The organism is Bacteroides celer, assembly GCF_002632415.2.
In the GTDB taxonomy this organism is placed as follows: domain Bacteria; phylum Bacteroidota; class Bacteroidia; order Bacteroidales; family Bacteroidaceae; genus Bacteroides.
Genome location: NZ_CP178209.1, coordinates 4,552,541 through 4,570,151, shown reverse-complemented (window position 1 = coordinate 4,570,151; position 17,611 = coordinate 4,552,541). Strand labels below are relative to the sequence as shown.

Sequence of the window (17,611 nt, the reverse complement as noted above, 5' to 3'; positions counted from 1 at the left end):
ATACAATTTACTATTGACTATTTCTAAGAAATCATTCTCAACGATCAACTCTTCATTTTTCTAAAGCTCGCTTTCTTTCAAGCGTTCCGCGTTTTCTGCTACGATCAGGTGGTCGATGCAGTCTTGAATATCCCCGTCCATGAATGCAGCAAGATTATAAATCGTGTAATTGATGCGATGGTCGGTGATTCGTCCCTGCGGATAGTTGTAGGTGCGGATTTTAGCAGAACGGTCTCCGGTCGATACCATTGTTTTACGTTTGGAGGCAATGTCATCGATGTATTTCTGATGTTCCTTGTCATAGATAAACGTACGGAGACGGGCCAAAGCACGTTCCTTATTTTTCGGTTGGTCACGTGTTTCGGTACATTCAATGAGTATTTCTTCGGCAATACCTGTATTCGGGTTCTTCCAGATATAACGCAGACGTACTCCGGATTCTACCTTATTTACATTCTGTCCACCGGCACCACCACTTCGGAAAGTATCCCATTTGATTTCTCCTTCGTTGATGACTACATCGAATTCTTCAGCTTCGGGAAGTACCGCCACTGATGCGGCAGAAGTATGAACACGTCCTTGTGTTTCGGTAGCAGGAACACGCTGTACGCGGTGTACTCCCGATTCATATTTTAAGATTCCGTATACATTATCGCCCGTGACGCTACAAACAACTTCTTTGAATCCTCCTGCTGTCCCTTCGTTTGCATTGGAGACTTCCATCTTCCAACCTTTGGTTTCACAGAATTTGGCATACATACGAAAGAGGTCACCGGCAAAGATAGCTGCTTCATCACCTCCTGCACCACCACGGATTTCAAGAATTGCGTTCTTGCTGTCTTGCGGATCGGCAGGGACAAGCATCAGTTTGATTTCTTCTTCCAATACCGGAAGGCGCTCTTGACTATTGTCCATTTCTTCTTTTGCCATCTCGCGCATTTCGGTGTCCGATTCATTAGCAAGGATATTTTTAGCTTCTTCAATATTACCCAGTAATTGGATATATTCTTTCCTTGCTTTCATCAAGTCGTCTAATTCCTTATATTCTTTAGTCAACTTGACGTAACGTTTCTGATCGGCAATCACTGCCGGGTCTGTGATAAGGGTAGATATTTCTTCAAAACGGGCTACGAGTCCGTCTAATTTTTCTAATATGGTACTGTTATCTGCCATTCTTTAGTATCTAAATTCTCCGAATTCGCTCTTAATGATTAATTCTGTTTGCTCACATGCTTCAACACGTCCTACAATCTGTGCCGGAATACCGAATGACTCGGAAATAGCAATTACTTCTTCTGCATGTTCCGGTGACAAGTAGACTTCGAGGCGATGTCCCATATTGAATACCTTGTACATTTCTGCCCAGTCCGTACCGCTTTGTTCTTGAATAGTTTTGAATAAAGGAGGAACGGGGAAAAGATTATCTTTTACTACACGAACATTTTCAACAAAGTGTAAAACTTTGGTTTGTGCACCACCGGAACAGTGTACCATTCCGTGGATTTCCGGGCGCAGTGCATCGAGTAATTTCTTCACTACCGGTGCGTATGTACGAGTAGGGGAGAGCACCAACTTACCTGCATCAATCGGAGAATCTTCTACACTGTCTGTCAGTTTTAACTTGCCGGAGTAAACTAATTCTTCGGGAACGGCAGCATCGTAGCTTTCCGGATATTTTTCAGCAAGATATTTTCCGAATACATCGTGACGGGCACTTGTCAAACCATTGCTGCCCATACCGCCATTGTATTCTTTTTCGTAAGTAGCTTGTCCGTAAGAAGCCAGACCGACGATCACGTCACCCGGACGAATATTGGCATTGTCGATAACGTCTGAACGTTTCATGCGACAAGTTACGGTAGAGTCAACGATGATTGTACGAACCAAGTCGCCGACATCAGCTGTTTCACCACCGGTTGCGTATACACCTACCCCCATTTCACGGAGTTCGGCCAGCAATTCATCTGTTCCATTGATGATGGCGGAAATTACTTCTCCGGGAATCAACAGTTTATTACGTCCAATGGTAGAAGAGACAAGAATATTGTCTACGGCACCTACACAAAGCAGGTCGTCGATATTCATAATCAATGCATCCTGTGCGATACCTTTCCAAACGGACAAATCACCCGTTTCTTTCCAGTACATATAAGCAAGAGATGATTTGGTTCCGGCGCCATCGGCGTGCATAATGTTGCAATATTCCGGGTCACCTCCCAATATATCGGGAATAATTTTACAGAATGCTTTCGGAAAGATTCCTTTGTCGATGTTCTTGATGGCGTTGTGCACATCTTCTTTTGATGCGCTTACTCCACGCATCATGTATCGTTGATTACTCATGAGTTATAGAATTATATTGTATACGGCTGCAAAAGTACTGCTTTTTTTTGGTACAGCCAACTAGGTACTGGCAAATGTTAATCATTAACTATTTTACTTTAGAATATTCTCTTGAAAAGGAGAATAATAATAGAAAATTAAGAGTTAAAATCATAGTAATGAGAACTGTGATTTTAACTCTTAATATGTAAGGGCTTTATCTGATCTTTTTTAGAATTCTACTTTCGGAGCCTTCTCGCTTCCTTCTTCTGCTTCAAAATATGCTTTCTTATCAAAGCCGAACATTCCTGCAAAGATATTCTTAGGGAAACGGCGGATATTGGTGTTATAAGCCTGTGCAGCATCATTGAAATTTTTGCGTGCTACATTGATACGGTTTTCAGTTCCTTCCAGTTGAGCCTGTAATTCCAGGAAGTTTTGATTAGCTTTTAAGTCGGGATAATTCTCGGTAATAGCTAATAACTTGCCCAGTGCTGATGTTACAGCACCTTGCGCCTTTTGATATTGCGCCAGCTTTTCCGGTGTCAGATCGGCGGCGTCCACTTTAATTTGAGTTGCCTGGCTACGTGCGGCAACAACTCCCTCTAATGTTTCCTTTTCATGTGTTGCATATCCTTTCACGGTATTTACCAAATTAGGAATCAAGTCGGCACGGCGTTGGTATTGAGTTTCTACATTTGCCCATTGACCACTTACATTCTCGTCCATAGTTACCAGACCGTTATATACACTTACTGCCCATATGACAAGGATAGCCACAACGGCTAAGATGATAATAATTGACTTCTTCATGTTTCTTGTTTTTATTGAATTTGATAATCTGTTTTTTCTTATTTTCTTTAGAAACGTGAGCCGGCACCACCACCGCCTCCCATTCCTCCGCCGAAGCTGCCTCCACCGAAACCGCCTCCGCCTCCTAAACTACCTCCGCCAAAGCCGCCGATAAATGGACCGCCTCCGCCACCTCCCCGGTGATGGTAGTCGCTATCATAACTTTGTTGACGACGTATGATGGTATGTCCGCAGTTTCTACATGTATAGGTGACATCTTCAGTTTTCACTCCGTTAATCCGGGATACGATTACACTTCCTGTTCTCTGCAATTGGTGTTTACCGCATTTCGGGCAACGGCTTTGCCTGCGTGCAGAAAAGAAAGCAAGACCTCCACCGATGACAATAAAGCAAAGGATGGCAAGAACAAAATCAAAGGAGCCACCGTCGTTCGAATCGGAGAGGGCATCGTTTTCCATGGAACCGTCAAGACGCTGGCAAGTTGCTTTAAGACCAGCCACCATTCCTGCATTCCAATTTCCGTCTTTCAGGTAAGGAATCATATATTTGGTTTGAATCCTTTTGCAGATCGCATCGGGGAGCACTCCTTCCAGTCCATAACCGGTATAAAACTGGATACAACGTTGATCTGTAACCAACAAAATGACCAATCCATTATTTTTGCCTTTCTTCCCAACACCCCATTGGTTGAGTAGCTGGTGGCAGAAATTGAAACAATCTTCTTCTCCGATTGAAGGAACTACGGCAACTACCGTTTCAATTCCTGTTTGTTGTTCCAAGGCATAAAGCATGGAGTCTATACTGTCACAAGCTGCCTGTGAAAGTATGCCGGCCGGGTTGCAAACATATTGCATTTTGTTTTGCAGGTGAACTTTCGGTAGGTTGTCCACCGTGTATACTTTCTCTTGAGCTTGTAGTGGGAACAGAAGAATAGTTGCTAGTATAAAAGTCAATATTGATTTCATAACGAATATTTTATGTATGCAAATATAGAAACTTTTTCTGTTATGAATCTACAACTCGTTGTTATAATAGGTTTAATGAATGTATCGCCCGACGAATGCACGGACTCGGTCGGTGTACTCCTGTTTATTCTCTTTGTATGAAACAGCATGAGCCGCTCCCGGCACAATCCATAGTTCTTTGGGTTCCGGTTTGGCTTCGTAGAGCGAATATACCATCCAGGTTGGTACATACGTATCTTTATCCCCGTGAATAAACAGCATCGGAAGTTGTGACTTAGCTACTTGTTTCAGTGAGGATGCCTCTTTGAAATTCCATCCATATTTCTTTTCGCAGAGCCAGCTTGTGGTATACATTAGTGGAAAAGGAGGAAGGTGGAAACTGGCTTTAAGTTCATGTGAGAATTCGTCCCATACGCTGGTGTAGCCGCAATCCTCAACAAAGCATTTAACAAATGGCTTCTGTTTCTCACCGGACACCATCATGGTTGTCGCACCTCCCATTGAAATGCCGTGTACAACCATTTGCGTACTGTCTCCGAAAATTTCATTGGCAATGTTCATCCATTGCAATACGTCCCAACGGTCTTTCCATCCCATCTGGATGGCCGGACCTTCACTTTCTCCCTGATGTTGCAGGTCGGGAAGTAATATGTTATATCCTAAATCTCGATTATATAGATAACCAATCATAAACATACGGATAGCATTATCTGTATATCCATGTACAATGACTGCTGTCTTACTGGTGGGCTGGGGAGCAGCAACATAATACGCATGAAGTTGTATTCCATGCGGATTGATGATGAAAGTGTCTTTCAGTGCGTCCACTTGTTTCAGGCTGTCCACCCATGGACGTAGGAAAGGGTAGTCTCTATACATGAAGGGATAAGAGTCGGCATCTTTAGACAAAATCTTGGCATTCGGAGTCAATGAAAAGTTTAACATATAAAAACTTCCTCCGATGGTGCAGCCGGTCAATGCCAGCATGATAATAATGATGCTATATACAACTTTTCTCCTCATAAAAATTCTTTCTAATCCTTATTTATGCCATATCTCCCATGCGGCAAATGCCTGGAGCAGCAACATTTCCAGACCGTTTTTAACGACAGCCCCTTGTGCTTCTCCTTTTTTCATGAACAGCGTAACATTAGGATTATATAACAAATCGTAGAGCAAATGGTTTGGAGTCAGTAGCTCATAAGGAATATTAGGACAGAAATCTACCTTGGGAAACATTCCTACGGGAGTACAGTTGACGATGATTGTGTATTCTGCCATGATTTCGGGAGTCAGTTCCTCATAAGTCAGCATATCATCGGCTTTGTGGGTTCGTGATACGAATATACTTTCAATACCCAAGTTTTTCAGCCCATGGTAGACGGCTTTGGAAGCTCCGCCGGTACCCAGAATCAAAGCTTTTTGGTGGTGAGGCTGCAATAAAGGCTGAATGGATTGAGTGAATCCGATGATGTCGGAGTTGTAGCCAACCAGTTTGACTTTTCCTTTCTGCTGGCGGATGATTTTAATGACATTCACTGCACCTATCTTTGCGGTATCACGGTCGAGTTCATCCAAAAAAGGAATCACTTGTTCTTTGTAGGGGATAGTTACATTAAGCCCGCATAAATTGGGATTCTCTTCGATAACTTCCATGAAGTTATTAATGCTGGGAATTTCGAAATTCACATACTCTGCATTGATACCTTCGGATTTGAATTTCTCATTAAAGTATCCGATAGAAAATGAATGTCGCAGAGGGTAGCCGATTAAACCATATTTTTCCATAATGCAATCAGGATTAAATTAATCATTCATAATGATTTGGTACTATTTTGTCGCGGTATAAAGAGTGCAAATGCCAAAAGTCAGCCGTTTGAAGTTGACTTCGCTAAATCCGGCTCGTGCGATGACTCCTTTCATAACTTCCCCTTGAGGAAATACTTTGATCGTGTCCGGCAGATAGCGGTAGGCACTGTTGTCTTTGGAGAGAAGTTTGCCCAATAATGGAATGACGACTTTAGAGTAGATGGAAAACAGTTGTTTCATCGGGAAACGGTCCGGAGTGGTTAGTTCCAGAATTACAAGATGGCCGCCCGGTTTCAGTACGCGGCACATTTCGGAGAGCCCTTTGTCGAGATCTTCGAAGTTGCGGATACCGAAAGCTACAGTGATAGCGTCAAAATTATTGTCGGCAAAAGAGAGTGAAGTACAGTCCTCTCGGGCAAAAGATATTTTATCCGACAGTCCTTCCTTTTTTACTTTTTCACGTCCCACATTCATCATACCTTCCGAGATGTCCGTGCCGATCAGTTCGGCAGGTTGCAGTTTGCGGCAGGCGAGGATAGCAAAATCCCCTGTGCCGGTCGCTACATCCATCATGCGCTGCGGTTGGAAAGGGCGTAACCAGGCAATAGCTTTTCTGCGCCAGCTGCGGTCGATACCTAAAGATAAGGTATGGTTCAACTTGTCGTAGGCATGTGCGATATTGTCGAACATACGTTCCACTTGCTCGGTCTTTTTCCCTTCTTCGTCGTAAGGCTTGATATGTTGTTGCGGGTAATCCATTTTTTAGTTGATAGTTGATAAATGATAGTTGATAGTTGAAGAAGATAGTTGATAAATGATAGTTGTAAGATGACAGAGTCAATAATTATATGCGATAAGCTGCATATTAACTATCATTTATCATCTATCAACTATCATTTATTATCTGTCATTTATCGCTAATCAGCTATTCAAAAAAGTTTCGACGTTTTTGAATATACGTTCAGCGATATTGCTAGTATCTTCTTTCACAAATTTCTCACCGGTGATGTTTTCGAACAATTCGATGTAACGGTCACTGATGCTTTGTACGATAGCCGGAGTCATTTCCGGTACTTTCTGACCGTCTTTGCCCTGAAAACCGTTTTCCATCAACCATTCACGAACGAATTCTTTAGAAAGTTGTTTCTGCGGTTCGCCTTTTTCGAAACGTTCCTGATAACCTTCAGAGTAGAAATAGCGGCTTGAATCCGGAGTGTGGATTTCGTCCATCAGGTAGATAGTACCGTTGTGTTTACCGAATTCGTATTTTGTATCTACGAGGATCAGTCCGCGCTCTGCTGCGATTTCAGTACCACGTTTGAAAAGGGCTAATGTATATTTTTCGAGAATTTCATACTCTTCCGGAGTAGCCAGTCCTTGTTTCAGGATTTCCTCCTTAGAGATGTCTTCGTCGTGCAATCCCATTTCAGCTTTCGTAGTCGGAGTAATGATGGGTTCCGGGAATTTCTGGTTTTCGCGCATTCCGTCCGGCAACTTCACGCCACAAATTTCGCGTACACCGCTTTTGTAAGTACGCCATGCGCTACCACACAGATAACCGCGTACAATCATTTCTACCGGAAAACCTTCACACAATACACCTACCGTCACCATTGGGTCCGGAGTAGCTATTTTCCAGTTCGGACAGATGTCAGTAGTGGCATCGAGGAATTTAGCTGCAATCTGGTTCAGCATTTGTCCTTTGTAAGGAATACCTTCAGGAAGTACTACGTCAAAGGCCGAAATACGGTCGGTTGCTACCATGACGAGTTTTTCGCCGTTGATGTTGTATACATCGCGCACTTTTCCGTGGTACACGCTTTTCTGTCCCGGAAAGTTGAAATCTGTTTTTGTTAATGCATTCATAATGATATATATTAAAATTATGCTTCTTTCTTTAATTTCACCACAGAGGACACGGAGTACACAGAGAGTTTATTGAAATATCAGGATTAAATCCTCTGTGTACTCTGTGTCCTCTGTGGTGAACCATTACGTTCGGCTTTCGTTTCTTTGTCGAATTTTTCGTAAGCATCCACGATACGTTCCACCAATTTATGGCGTACGATATCCTTTTTATTCAGTTCAACAAAACTGATACCTTTCACTCCCTTCAAGATGCGGAGAGCTTGCACCAATCCCGATGTTTGTGAAGCGGGGAGGTCAATCTGTGTCATGTCTCCCGTCACAATCATCTTGGTGTTCATACCCATACGGGTGAGGAACATTTTGATTTGCTGTGTGGTGGTATTCTGGGCTTCATCCAAAATGACGACCGCATCATTCAGCGTGCGTCCGCGCATAAAGGCTAACGGGGCAATCTGGATAATGTTCAATTCCATGTATTCCTTTAACTTGGCAGCAGGTATCATATCTTGCAGGGCATCGTATAAAGGTTGCAGGTATGGGTCGATCTTATCTTTCATGTCGCCGGGCAGGAAACCGAGCTTTTCTCCGGCTTCTACGGCGGGGCGGCTAAGGATGATTTTTTTGATTTCTTTATTCTTCAATGCACGTACGGCGAGAGCGATAGCGGTGTATGTCTTTCCCGAACCTGCCGGACCGATGGCGAATACCATATCATTCTTGGCGAATCCTTCTACCAGTTTCAACTGGTTTTCGCTTCGGGGGATGATAGGTTTTCCCGTGACGCTGAACACAATCACGTTTCCTGTCTGTTCCGTTTGCGGCGCATTTCCTTTTATAATGTCAATTATAACTTCTTCTTTCAGTGAATTATATTGGGCGCAGTACTTTTCAAGTTTGGTGATATTTTCTTCGAAGGCACACATTTCTTCCTCGTCGCCCAGCACTTTGATGACATTGCCTCGGGCAACTATGCGTAGCTTTGGATATAAAGCTTTAATTAACTGTATGTTGGCGTTGTTTACGCCGTAAAAAATAACCGGATCAATATCCTCAAGAACAATCAGTTTCTCTATCATTCAATCGTATTAAAGAAAAATTTCTGCAAATTTAATGAAACGTTTTGGATTCTCTGATTGTTTAGAGGTGAATTTTACTGCAATTTACATTCATCTTCCGTTCATCGGGCAGTAATATGGAAACAACCTTGCTTCAGTTCGTATTTGATATAGCATTTTTCAGCTTGTCGTAGATCTCTTAAAACTTCGGATAGAACAAGCTTCAGTGTGTCGGCACTCACGTCCTGCATAGGGCGACCGTCTTTATCTTCCACTTTCTTAAAACGTTTCCAACTAACATCAAAAGTAGCCCCGAAACAATGTGCCGAGTTGGCGGAGGCATTTCCATTGCGACGGCGGAGACGTTTCACATCGTTTTCAGTACGTAGTACGGAGGTGATGATTACCTGATTGGGATTCAGACCTTTGGCAGCCAATGAATCGAGAAAGTTGGAGCCGATTGTATCGAGCAATGCGCTGGCACGTGGAACGAGGTAGGGAATGGAATGTGTCAATGAATCCACTGCATAAAATTCATTGTCAGTGATATGAGTCAACTTTTCTTTCATTGCTTCCGCTTCTTCTCGGTCTGCCAGCGGGCTGATACCTATCTTTTTAGCGACTTCCAGATGTGCATCGTTCAAATCAGGGAAAGAACGTTTGTAACTGACAACGCCACGAATGTTGTGCGGCTTGTTCAATTTCAGTGACATGTCTTTCTTTTTGCAGCTTGAAGTAAGCGTTGTAAGCCCAATGACAAGTAAAAATAGCGGTAATATACGAAGCTTGTAAGTAGTCATTTTGTATTTTTTTGCCCGCAAATATACGCTATTTTTTCATACGTTCTATGCTTTGCATTATTTTCCGCCTCATATCTTTTATGGGTCACTCTAAAATATTTTCCGGTATTTCCGGACGGGTATCAAGAGTGCCTATAATGGTATAATCCGTGTTATCTATTGTTGTCTTCAGCGATGGTATGATCAAATAGTCACTTCTAGTAGGAGCATTGTTAATAAGTTGCTCCCAATCTACCTTTAAATATCTTTGTATAAGATTGACAACAGCATTTGCGTTTGTAACTCCATCAAATAGTTCAAATCTTAATTTGTGAAGGGTGGGAGGGATTGATGCATCTGTGAAATTTCCTTGTTCATCGGACGCATAATTTAATGTTAAATAAGGTATGGCATGTGTAGGTGATGAGTTACCGGAGCCATTTTCTAATTTGACTGAAAAATCGTATGTTCCTTTGGCTATCGGAGTAGGGGATAGTTCGTGTTGAGCGTAAATATAACGGAAGAAATAACAGTCTTTTGCTTCATTGTTGATCAGATAGATCGCAGTACCATTGGAAAGTGCCGGATGATTGCTTTCTTTTATTGAATACGCCAGATATACGTCTGTAATTTTAATTTTTAAATCGACAGTTTCGTTGGTGATGTTGTCTTTTACGCTTACTTTTGTTTCTCCTTTCTTTTTAGGATAGATTTTTAAACTCCCCATTCCTATTGAACTGGACAAATCTACATCTATACTTAAAATTTCAGTTTTTTCGACAGTTACAGTGTAGTCTCTGTTGCCGCCTCTAATCATAATATTGGCTGCTCCTAGCAAGGGTCGTTCATAATATTCTTTTTCGAAAGATAAAGGATATATTCTTTTTTCATCGTCATTGCCACAACTAAAAAGGAAAATGGTACAAAGAAATGACAGTAGCGCTCCAAGTAAATGTTTTGTCTTCATGATTATTCTGTTTTATAGTTTAGCAGGAGAGATATAGTTGTATAAGTTCCTGTGTTGATGTTGGAGACAAATATATGGATTTAATCAATAAGTAACTAATCAAAATTAAGCAGCATAATGACTAAAGTTAATATTCAGTTGTGTTCCTATCGCCGCCAAAGCCCTATTTGTGGCATAAAACAGCGATTCTGTAGTGACATAATCTTGCGGTCGGAGCCATTTCCCTTTCATAATACGCCAAAGGGTCTCCACAATGTTCAAATGAGGAGAGTATGGGGGAATGTAGAAAAGAAAAAGTCCCCGTTTTTCCCATATTGGACGCATTCGCTTTATTTTCTCATTACGGTGTACACTTGCATTGTCAAGCACAACAAATGTCTTTCTGTTGAGCTTGAAAGAGAACCTGTCGAGGAAATCCACGACTTTCTCTGCATCAACAGAATCGCAGGTGCAGAAACCTTCAAAGCGGTTATTCCTGTCAATCATACCAAAGATGTTGAGCCGTTTGGCTTTTTCGACAGGAATGTAAACGTCTTCTCCGGAAAACTGCCACCCGTAAGGGACATAGCCTTCCGTGCAGATATGAGATTCGTCACCATAGAAGAGGTCGATGGAGCCTTTTTCAAAAAGTACTTCAAGTTCTTGCAGCTTCTCGGTCTTATACGCATAGAGCTGCGGCGAGGGCTTACCCTTAGGACGTTTTCTTATACGTCTATATCTTGCGCCAATGCGGATAAAAAACGTTTGAACGTCGATTCGCTCGCTTCCTTGCCCGAAGCATTCTGCCAGGCTTCTTTGGCTGCACGCACACTCTGTCGGTCCGACTCGATGGCTTTGCGCACAGCTTCCTCGTCCGAACAGTCCATGATGGCTTTGCGACCTTGTCCCGGACGTGTATATAATCCTTGGATTCCTTGGTTTTCGAAACGTTTGACCCAACTGCCAACGGTTTGGGCGGTCATTTCCGTTTGTGCTCCCACTTGGGGCGCACTCAAGCCCTCTGCTTTGAGCAATATGGCGCGGCAACGCATACGAAAACAATGGCTTTCGCCTGTACGGAAACCGGTGGTAAGTTCCCGACGTTCGGAATCGCTCAACGTCAATTTCTTGATTTTCATTTGTCTTGCGGTTTGGTTCGAGACAAAGATAATGCAATTTCGACATATGTGAAATAATTATGAATAACTACTTATAATTAATTAAATGTTATATTTATTTCCTGCCATCAAGCAATTTTCATACATTTGTGACTGCTTATCAAAAGAATAGGTTGTTTTCCCACTAAACATAACACACATGAAAACAGATTTCGATTACAATTCTATGCCCGTCAGCTTCGCTCATTGCTTGAATGGACATTGTTTGCGTGCAGACAAATGTCTGCGTCGACAAGTAACTCTCCGAATGCCGAAAGAACGGGCTGCTGTAACGGTTATCAATCCCGAACATATCGCTTCCGATGGCGGAGACTGCACTTACTTTATTGATGAAAAACCTTTGCTTTTTGCACGGGGAATGAAACATATATTGGACCGTGTGCCGCTTGCTGATGCCAACATTATTAAACGACAGATGATTTCCTATTTCGGCAAGACTGTTTATTACCGTTGCTGCAACAAAGAGCGATTGATAAAGCCGAAGGAGCAGGAATATATACAAGGACTTTTCCGTAAGAGGGGTGTTGCCGGATCACCTCAATTTGACGAATACATAGAATATTATGATCTTGGTTAAGGATGTTCGTTAGTTCCGGTAGTCCCACAAAATGGGGGAATCTTTTCCCTCCAGCTAGGGAATCTCTTCCCACAATATATGGGACAAAGGAAGTCTGTGATGAAAGTAAAAAGAAGGTATATACTTCCGTTTATTGAATATCAGTTCCAGTATGAGAAATGCATGATGATAAGTATGAGAAATACCGGTTATTTACGACTTTTCAGGCAAAATAATATGAGAAATACCTTATTGAAAAGTATTTCTCATATTATATATTGTTGATTAGTAGGTTATTAATCAAATATTATGAGAATATGAGAAATGAAATTGCCAAATCATTTCTAGTGTGGTTAGATCACTGTGTCTTTCAGCCATTTTCCGAAAAAACGGTCATAGACAATATAACCATCCGGTGTATTATATATCAGTTCTTTATTTAGTAAGGACTTCAGTGCCACGTTAACGCTGCTGGGCGTTTTTAGATGATGCCTTTTGATGAAGTCATTGGCATTTATACTTTTTATACAGCCTTCTGTGGCAATAGCTTTCAATAGATCCACTTGATTGTTGGTTAGTAGTGTCAGGTTACTTTGGTATATGGTTTCCTGTTCATCTAAAATGTCGTTTATACAGCTATCTACCAGTCGGTTATCAATAGGGTTGATTTTCTTCTCATACAATCGGTTGAGTATGCTTTGAATGTACCAGGTGTGTCCGTTTTCAAGTTGGTATAAGTAGGAGAATGTTTTTAACGGTAGCTCTCTTTTTTCTTTGGCAAAGAATGAGTGTGCGAATGAATAATAATTCTCCAATGGAATCTCCTTTAATACAATAATCTGGGTACTTTGATAAAAAGGTCGTTTTGCAGAACTGAACATTTCTTCCATTACATGTTTTTTACTTCCGGAAAATATAAAGTGTACATTTGGCATGAATTGGATATGAGAACGGAGCAATGCTTCTACACCTTTTTCCGGATATTCTGTAATCTGTTGGAACTCATCAATGGCAAGGTAACAATGTTTTTTTGAAGCTGCCATATAGTCGAGCACTTCTTTTAGTGTCTGTTCGGCATGAGCAGGGGCAAAGTCCAGAGTTACGGTAGGCATACCGCTTCTTTCGTCAGTACTGATTATGGGGCGGCAAGATTTGAAGAAAGCGGTCATTTGCCTGAGTATATTTTGGGACAGGGTATCCAATTTCCCGAGAACATTTTGAGCAAGCAATTGTATGAATGCCTTTAAGTCGCGTGTGGGATAGATATCCATGTAGAAATAGGCGGTATTCGGATTCTTTTCCTGTTTCATCCGGTAGAATACATTTTTGATGAGTCCCGTCTTTCCCATACGCCGAGGAGATATTAATGTCAGATTCCGCCCGTTTTGTAACGCTGAAATCATTTTATCAGTTTCTTTTTCCCGGTCACAAAAGTATTCCGGACTGTTGTAACCGTACACAAGGAATGGATTATATGGTTTCATATCTTATTATATCTTTTATGTTACATATTTTATGTAATACAAAGAACGTAATAATTGGGGAATATTCAAAGACTTTTTTTGTTTATGTGTATATAAATAGTGCGCTGATGAAAGAACAATCATTTTCTTTCATCAGCGCACTATTATTTGTCGGAGCAGGATTATTTCTTATCCTTCTTCTCTTCAGCTTTCGTTGCAGGCTCTTCCTCCGTTTTACTGTCCGGATTGATAATGCCTTTCACTGTTTCACCGATAGGAAGCTTGTCCAATATACCAAGGCTCGGAGCTACTGTCTTTACTAATGTATTCAGGAAATTGCTTGTGCCACCGTTTCCTCCGTCGAATACCGTGATATTTCCTAAGTTCATGTGCTCGAATGCCTTTACCTGTTCGCCGGCGATTTCCTTCCATTGGTCTACCATCTTGTATTGGATAGCGATGGCCGGGTTCGATTCGGCTGCTCTTACCATTGCTTCGAAACCTTCCGCTTCAGCAAGTAATGAACGTTTCTTACCTTCCGCTTCTGCTTCCAGTTTCATCTGGATAGCTTTTGCTTCTGCTTCCGCTTGTGCCAAAGTAGCTTTTGCGCGTGCTTCTGCCTCACGAGTAATCTTTTCGGCAATGGCGTTAGCCTGTAGGATAGCTTCCTGTCTGGCGATTTCCGCAGGAACGATCTTTTCAGCTTTCAATGAAGATTCCACTTTACGTGCTTTGGCTTCTTCTACCTCCTTCTGGGCAATTTCACGTGCAGTTTGTACGGCAGCTTCCGATCTGGCGGCAGCTTCACCGGCTTGCTTGTCGGCATTAGCTTGCGTCACGGCCAGTTCTGAATTTGACAGAGCCACCTCTTTCTGTGCGTCATTTCGTCCGATGGCAGCTTTCTTGGCAGCTTCCGCCTGCTTGATTTCCATATCCGAGTTAAGTTCGGCAACACGGCTTTCCTTTTCGGTATTCGCCTGTTCGATACGGATATTCTTTTCTGCTTCAGCTTTTGCTACTTGTGATTCTTTTTCCGCATTGGCGATGGCTACTTGAGAAATTCTGTCCTTATCTGCATTGGCAACCGAGATTTCCTGTTGTTTCTTCGTTTCTGCGATAGCAATATCCTGGTCTTTGCGGGTTTCCGCTACTTTCGTTTCGCGTTCCTTAATCTGGTTGGCAATTTTGATGGCACCCAGCTTTTCCTGTTCCTCGATGTTGGCTTGCGCCTCGTTCAGTGCTTTACTTTCAGCTTCCTTACCTAAGTTGACAATGTAGTTGGCGGCATCGCGGATGTCACTGATATTGATGTTCATCAGGTACAAACCGAACTTGCGAAGTTCAGTGTCGATGTTGTCCTTCACTTTCGACAGGAATTTGTCGCGGTCGGAGTTCAATTCTTCAATAGTCATGTCGGCAATAACCAGACGCATCTGGCCATACACCACATCCGTAATCAGATTCTGTTTGTCGTCCATGCTTAGTCCCAACATACGTTCGGCGGCGTTTTGCATTACGTCCGCATCGGTGCTGATGGCAACGGTGATAGTGGTGGGCACATCTACACGGATGTTCTGTGCGGACAGGGCACCGGTCAGCTTGCAGTCAATCTGCATCGGTTTCATGGAGAGGAATTCATAGCCTTGGATAATCGGCCATACGAAAGCGGCTCCACCGTGATATAGCTTGGCGGATTTCTTGTCTCCTCCCGTCTTACCGTAAACAACGAGGACTTCGTCACTCTTGCATTTGCGGTAGCGCGAAAGGATACCGATGAAGGTGAGTAGGATGACCGCCACTAAGATAGCGGCCATGATTAGCATTTCTTGTGTCATAAAATAGTGTATTTTGAATGATTATTGGATATATAAGACTCCGTTCTGATAATTGGTAATGACGGTTCTGTCACCGGTCTGGTAGACTTTCCCCGATTCGGAGGTAACATCTACTTCGCGCATGGCTCCGTCACGGCTGACCTGTACGGTATATTTGTTGCCGCTTTGTTTGAAATAGATCACACATTCCCGCCCCACAAGCTGTCCGGTAGGTTCGGAACGATTCACTTGTTGCAGCTGATACGCTTTCTTGTAGAGAAACCATACGGCGAAAACAAAGAAAAGCCCCGTCAGTATGCCGATGGCGTAACTCTGGATTCCCGCATTCCCTGCCAGATACATATACCAGCCGAATCCTATGCCGAAGTGGGTAAGCCCTTTGAAGGAGACGACGCTGCTGATGTCCGTGTCTACATCTACATCTGCATCTATGTCTCCGAAGAAGATGGATAAGACAAACTGGATGAGGAAGATGCTTGTTGTGACAAGGGCAATGATAAGGAAGATGGTGCTGTTCATGGTTTTGAATCGTTTAGTGAATCACTGGTCAATTATTTTCCAAATATACAGGTTTGTGTGGATAAAGCAAAGGAAAAGGACATAAATTTGCGTAACGGCATTACGGCAAAAAATCCCCATCCACTTGGCACTATCTTCACAGACCGCATCCAAGTGGAATGAGGAACACAAACAAAACAAACAATATTGATTCTGCTACAAAAGGATTATGAGTCCGTACGCTTACGGAAGTAGCGTCCTCTAGTTTTCGGGGCAATTGAGTACAAGCATTTCATCGTCACATAACGTGACGGAGCATTTGTGTAAGATGGCAAGGTCGATTTCGACCTTTATATGACCGCAGGCATCCTTCACTTTGTGCTTGAAGTCTGCAAAGCCTTTTATGAATTTCTCAATCCGCAGGGCTGAATGTTCGAAGGCGTACCAGCGTCCGTTTTCTTCAAACAGATAGGCTTGGCTCGTATCCGACGTTTCTAATTGTAGGATGTCTTTCGATTTCATGGTGATAGATTTTATAGGTGATACATTTTGAAATGCGGACTGACGGGGGAAGAAAGGGTTACGGCATTCTCACCGTGATGGTTTTCCTTATCTTGCCGGTAGTCACGTAAAAGTTAAAGTCATTCCGTATCAAGTTCCTGTCGATATAAATCCATATCGTCGAAACTTCCCTTTGTTCGTCGGAGAGGGCTGTTCCACCGGTCAGACCGGGGCTGAATGTGCTGCCTGCCGGGGCATCCACGATTCTCCAGCCTTCTTGATGGTTGTTGGTCAGAATCTTCAGTTTGGTGAAGCACAGGCCTTCTGCGTTCAGTGTCAGTTGCAGGGTGGAAGTGTTGACCCCCAGGAAGTAGTAATCATCGGTGGTGATGTCCAGAATGTCGGCTTCTTCGGCGTTGAGGGTCATCACCCTGGCTTCGAACACTTTATTGTCCGGCTCTCCGTTCATGGCTTCCGTTTCGCTGCGTCCTTCGAAGTTCACGTTTTGCAGGGCGAATACATACTTGTAATTACGCTTCAATTCGGTGATTTCGATGTTTTCCGTACCTTCCGTCTGCTTTATCATGTCCAGCCGATACCAGCAATCCGTGTTCCTGTATCTCCCGTGCACAAGCACCTGCACCTTGTTCGGGATATTGTTGAGTGTTTCCGCCAGATAGATGGAAGCGGTTTTCAACCCTTCGTTAACGCTGACCGGACTTGCTTCTACCGCACCGACCGGGAGTTGCGTGGGAATGTCGTTGATGTCTGCTACGTAGCCTTTGGCGTTTGTATTCAGCACCTTGATTCCCAAAAACGTAAAATCCTCCGCTGTCTGTGTGGAGCTGTATTGAATCTCTATCTTGGCAAGCGCGCGAACCAGTTCGATGCTTGTATCGTATGCGTTTTCCCGGCTGATTCCTGCAAACTCCTGGCTTTCGCCGTACATCGGGATGTATTCGAGACTGCTTGCGTTATCAAATGTCAGATTCCGTAGCGTTTCCGCTTGGGGCGTTCCTATG

Annotated in this window: 19 protein-coding genes; 1 reads left to right on the top strand and 18 read right to left on the bottom strand. The window is 42.9% G+C overall.

Annotated elements, in window-relative coordinates; translation table 11 throughout:
- Positions 1–60: 60 nt before the first annotated feature.
- From prfA to CJF29_RS18605, 13 genes are all read right to left on the bottom strand, one after another.
- A complete protein-coding gene (gene prfA, locus CJF29_RS18665; RefSeq protein WP_074560074.1) occupies positions 61–1,173 on the bottom strand; it encodes a peptide chain release factor 1 in 1,113 nt (370 codons plus the stop codon).
- A gap of 3 nt (positions 1,174–1,176) precedes the next feature.
- Positions 1,177–2,343 (bottom strand): AIR synthase-related protein, encoded by a 1,167-nt coding sequence (locus CJF29_RS18660; protein WP_004320904.1) that lies wholly within the window; start codon positions 2,341–2,343, stop codon positions 1,177–1,179.
- A gap of 210 nt (positions 2,344–2,553) precedes the next feature.
- Positions 2,554–3,135 (bottom strand): LemA family protein, encoded by a 582-nt coding sequence (locus tag CJF29_RS18655; RefSeq protein ID WP_004304537.1) that lies wholly within the window; start codon positions 3,133–3,135, stop codon positions 2,554–2,556.
- A 47-nt stretch (positions 3,136–3,182) separates the two neighbouring features.
- Positions 3,183–4,100, bottom strand: a complete 918-nt coding sequence (locus tag CJF29_RS18650; RefSeq protein ID WP_074560072.1) for a TPM domain-containing protein — start codon at positions 4,098–4,100, stop codon at positions 3,183–3,185.
- A gap of 72 nt (positions 4,101–4,172) precedes the next feature.
- Positions 4,173–5,123: an alpha/beta hydrolase gene (locus CJF29_RS18645; protein ID WP_074560070.1), complete on the bottom strand. Its 951-nt coding sequence runs from the start codon at positions 5,121–5,123 to the stop codon at positions 4,173–4,175.
- An 18-nt stretch (positions 5,124–5,141) separates the two neighbouring features.
- A complete protein-coding gene (locus tag CJF29_RS18640; RefSeq protein WP_004304542.1) occupies positions 5,142–5,888 on the bottom strand; it encodes a shikimate dehydrogenase family protein in 747 nt (248 codons plus the stop codon).
- Between the two features lie 42 nt (positions 5,889–5,930).
- A complete protein-coding gene (gene ubiE, locus CJF29_RS18635) occupies positions 5,931–6,668 on the bottom strand; it encodes a bifunctional demethylmenaquinone methyltransferase/2-methoxy-6-polyprenyl-1,4-benzoquinol methylase UbiE (RefSeq protein WP_074560068.1) in 738 nt (245 codons plus the stop codon).
- Between the two features lie 162 nt (positions 6,669–6,830).
- On the bottom strand, positions 6,831–7,775 hold the full coding sequence (locus tag CJF29_RS18630; RefSeq protein ID WP_074560066.1) for a phosphoribosylaminoimidazolesuccinocarboxamide synthase: 945 nt from the start codon (positions 7,773–7,775) through the stop codon (positions 6,831–6,833).
- Between the two features lie 86 nt (positions 7,776–7,861).
- Positions 7,862–8,854 carry a PhoH family protein gene (locus CJF29_RS18625; protein WP_074560064.1) on the bottom strand — a complete coding sequence of 331 codons (993 nt, stop codon included), beginning with the start codon at positions 8,852–8,854 and terminating at the stop codon, positions 7,862–7,864.
- A gap of 101 nt (positions 8,855–8,955) precedes the next feature.
- The gene (locus CJF29_RS18620; protein ID WP_004301742.1) at positions 8,956–9,633 is read right to left on the bottom strand and encodes a DUF5715 family protein; all 678 of its coding nucleotides are present in this window, start codon (positions 9,631–9,633) and stop codon (positions 8,956–8,958) included.
- Between the two features lie 85 nt (positions 9,634–9,718).
- Entirely contained in the window at positions 9,719–10,579 is an 861-nt protein-coding gene (locus CJF29_RS18615) for a hypothetical protein (protein ID WP_099147379.1), read from the bottom strand.
- Positions 10,580–10,684: 105 nt separating this feature from the next.
- Positions 10,685–11,314: an IS630 family transposase gene (locus CJF29_RS18610; protein WP_255299464.1), complete on the bottom strand. Its 630-nt coding sequence runs from the start codon at positions 11,312–11,314 to the stop codon at positions 10,685–10,687.
- On the bottom strand, positions 11,284–11,697 hold the full coding sequence (locus CJF29_RS18605) for a helix-turn-helix domain-containing protein (RefSeq protein WP_099147678.1): 414 nt from the start codon (positions 11,695–11,697) through the stop codon (positions 11,284–11,286). Before CJF29_RS18605 ends, CJF29_RS18610 begins: the two co-directional genes overlap by 31 nt.
- A gap of 178 nt (positions 11,698–11,875) precedes the next feature.
- On the opposite strand from CJF29_RS18605, the gene CJF29_RS18600 reads away from it, so the two are divergent.
- Entirely contained in the window at positions 11,876–12,313 is a 438-nt protein-coding gene (locus CJF29_RS18600) for a DUF6078 family protein (protein WP_074560274.1), read from the top strand.
- A gap of 332 nt (positions 12,314–12,645) precedes the next feature.
- Here the strand turns inward: CJF29_RS18600 and CJF29_RS18595 are convergent, their stop codons facing one another.
- The 5 genes from CJF29_RS18595 to CJF29_RS18575 all read right to left on the bottom strand — a co-directional run bounded on the left by CJF29_RS18595 (position 12,646) and on the right by CJF29_RS18575 (position 17,538).
- Entirely contained in the window at positions 12,646–13,776 is a 1,131-nt protein-coding gene (locus CJF29_RS18595) for an AAA family ATPase (RefSeq protein ID WP_074560276.1), read from the bottom strand.
- A 161-nt stretch (positions 13,777–13,937) separates the two neighbouring features.
- A complete protein-coding gene (locus CJF29_RS18590) occupies positions 13,938–15,590 on the bottom strand; it encodes a flotillin family protein (RefSeq protein ID WP_099147420.1) in 1,653 nt (550 codons plus the stop codon).
- Positions 15,591–15,611: 21 nt separating this feature from the next.
- Entirely contained in the window at positions 15,612–16,109 is a 498-nt protein-coding gene (locus tag CJF29_RS18585; protein WP_099147419.1) for a hypothetical protein, read from the bottom strand.
- Between the two features lie 240 nt (positions 16,110–16,349).
- Positions 16,350–16,610: a hypothetical protein gene (locus CJF29_RS18580; RefSeq protein WP_099147418.1), complete on the bottom strand. Its 261-nt coding sequence runs from the start codon at positions 16,608–16,610 to the stop codon at positions 16,350–16,352.
- Positions 16,611–16,668: 58 nt separating this feature from the next.
- Positions 16,669–17,538, bottom strand: coding sequence for a hypothetical protein (locus CJF29_RS18575; RefSeq protein WP_141561032.1), 870 nt, complete (start codon positions 17,536–17,538; stop codon positions 16,669–16,671).
- Positions 17,539–17,611: the final 73 nt, after the last annotated feature.

Bases quoted from the DNA above. Each gene is read 5' to 3' on its own strand.
- prfA (WP_074560074.1), bottom strand. From the start codon at position 1,173: ATGGCAGATAACAGTACCATATTAGAAAAATTAGACGGACTCGTAGCC.
- CJF29_RS18660 (WP_004320904.1), bottom strand. From the start codon at position 2,343: ATGAGTAATCAACGATACATGATGCGTGGAGTAAGCGCATCAAAAGAA.
- CJF29_RS18655 (WP_004304537.1), bottom strand. From the start codon at position 3,135: ATGAAGAAGTCAATTATTATCATCTTAGCCGTTGTGGCTATCCTTGTC.
- CJF29_RS18650 (WP_074560072.1), bottom strand. From the start codon at position 4,100: ATGAAATCAATATTGACTTTTATACTAGCAACTATTCTTCTGTTCCCA.
- CJF29_RS18645 (WP_074560070.1), bottom strand. From the start codon at position 5,123: ATGAGGAGAAAAGTTGTATATAGCATCATTATTATCATGCTGGCATTG.
- CJF29_RS18640 (WP_004304542.1), bottom strand. From the start codon at position 5,888: ATGGAAAAATATGGTTTAATCGGCTACCCTCTGCGACATTCATTTTCT.
- ubiE (WP_074560068.1), bottom strand. From the start codon at position 6,668: ATGGATTACCCGCAACAACATATCAAGCCTTACGACGAAGAAGGGAAA.
- CJF29_RS18630 (WP_074560066.1), bottom strand. From the start codon at position 7,775: ATGAATGCATTAACAAAAACAGATTTCAACTTTCCGGGACAGAAAAGC.
- CJF29_RS18625 (WP_074560064.1), bottom strand. From the start codon at position 8,854: ATGATAGAGAAACTGATTGTTCTTGAGGATATTGATCCGGTTATTTTT.
- CJF29_RS18620 (WP_004301742.1), bottom strand. From the start codon at position 9,633: ATGACTACTTACAAGCTTCGTATATTACCGCTATTTTTACTTGTCATT.
- CJF29_RS18615 (WP_099147379.1), bottom strand. From the start codon at position 10,579: ATGAAGACAAAACATTTACTTGGAGCGCTACTGTCATTTCTTTGTACC.
- CJF29_RS18605 (WP_099147678.1), bottom strand. From the start codon at position 11,697: ATGAAAATCAAGAAATTGACGTTGAGCGATTCCGAACGTCGGGAACTT.
- CJF29_RS18600 (WP_074560274.1), top strand. From the start codon at position 11,876: ATGAAAACAGATTTCGATTACAATTCTATGCCCGTCAGCTTCGCTCAT.
- CJF29_RS18595 (WP_074560276.1), bottom strand. From the start codon at position 13,776: ATGAAACCATATAATCCATTCCTTGTGTACGGTTACAACAGTCCGGAA.
- CJF29_RS18590 (WP_099147420.1), bottom strand. From the start codon at position 15,590: ATGACACAAGAAATGCTAATCATGGCCGCTATCTTAGTGGCGGTCATC.
- CJF29_RS18585 (WP_099147419.1), bottom strand. From the start codon at position 16,109: ATGAACAGCACCATCTTCCTTATCATTGCCCTTGTCACAACAAGCATC.
- CJF29_RS18580 (WP_099147418.1), bottom strand. From the start codon at position 16,610: ATGAAATCGAAAGACATCCTACAATTAGAAACGTCGGATACGAGCCAA.
- CJF29_RS18575 (WP_141561032.1), bottom strand. From the start codon at position 17,538: ATGTACGGCGAAAGCCAGGAGTTTGCAGGAATCAGCCGGGAAAACGCA.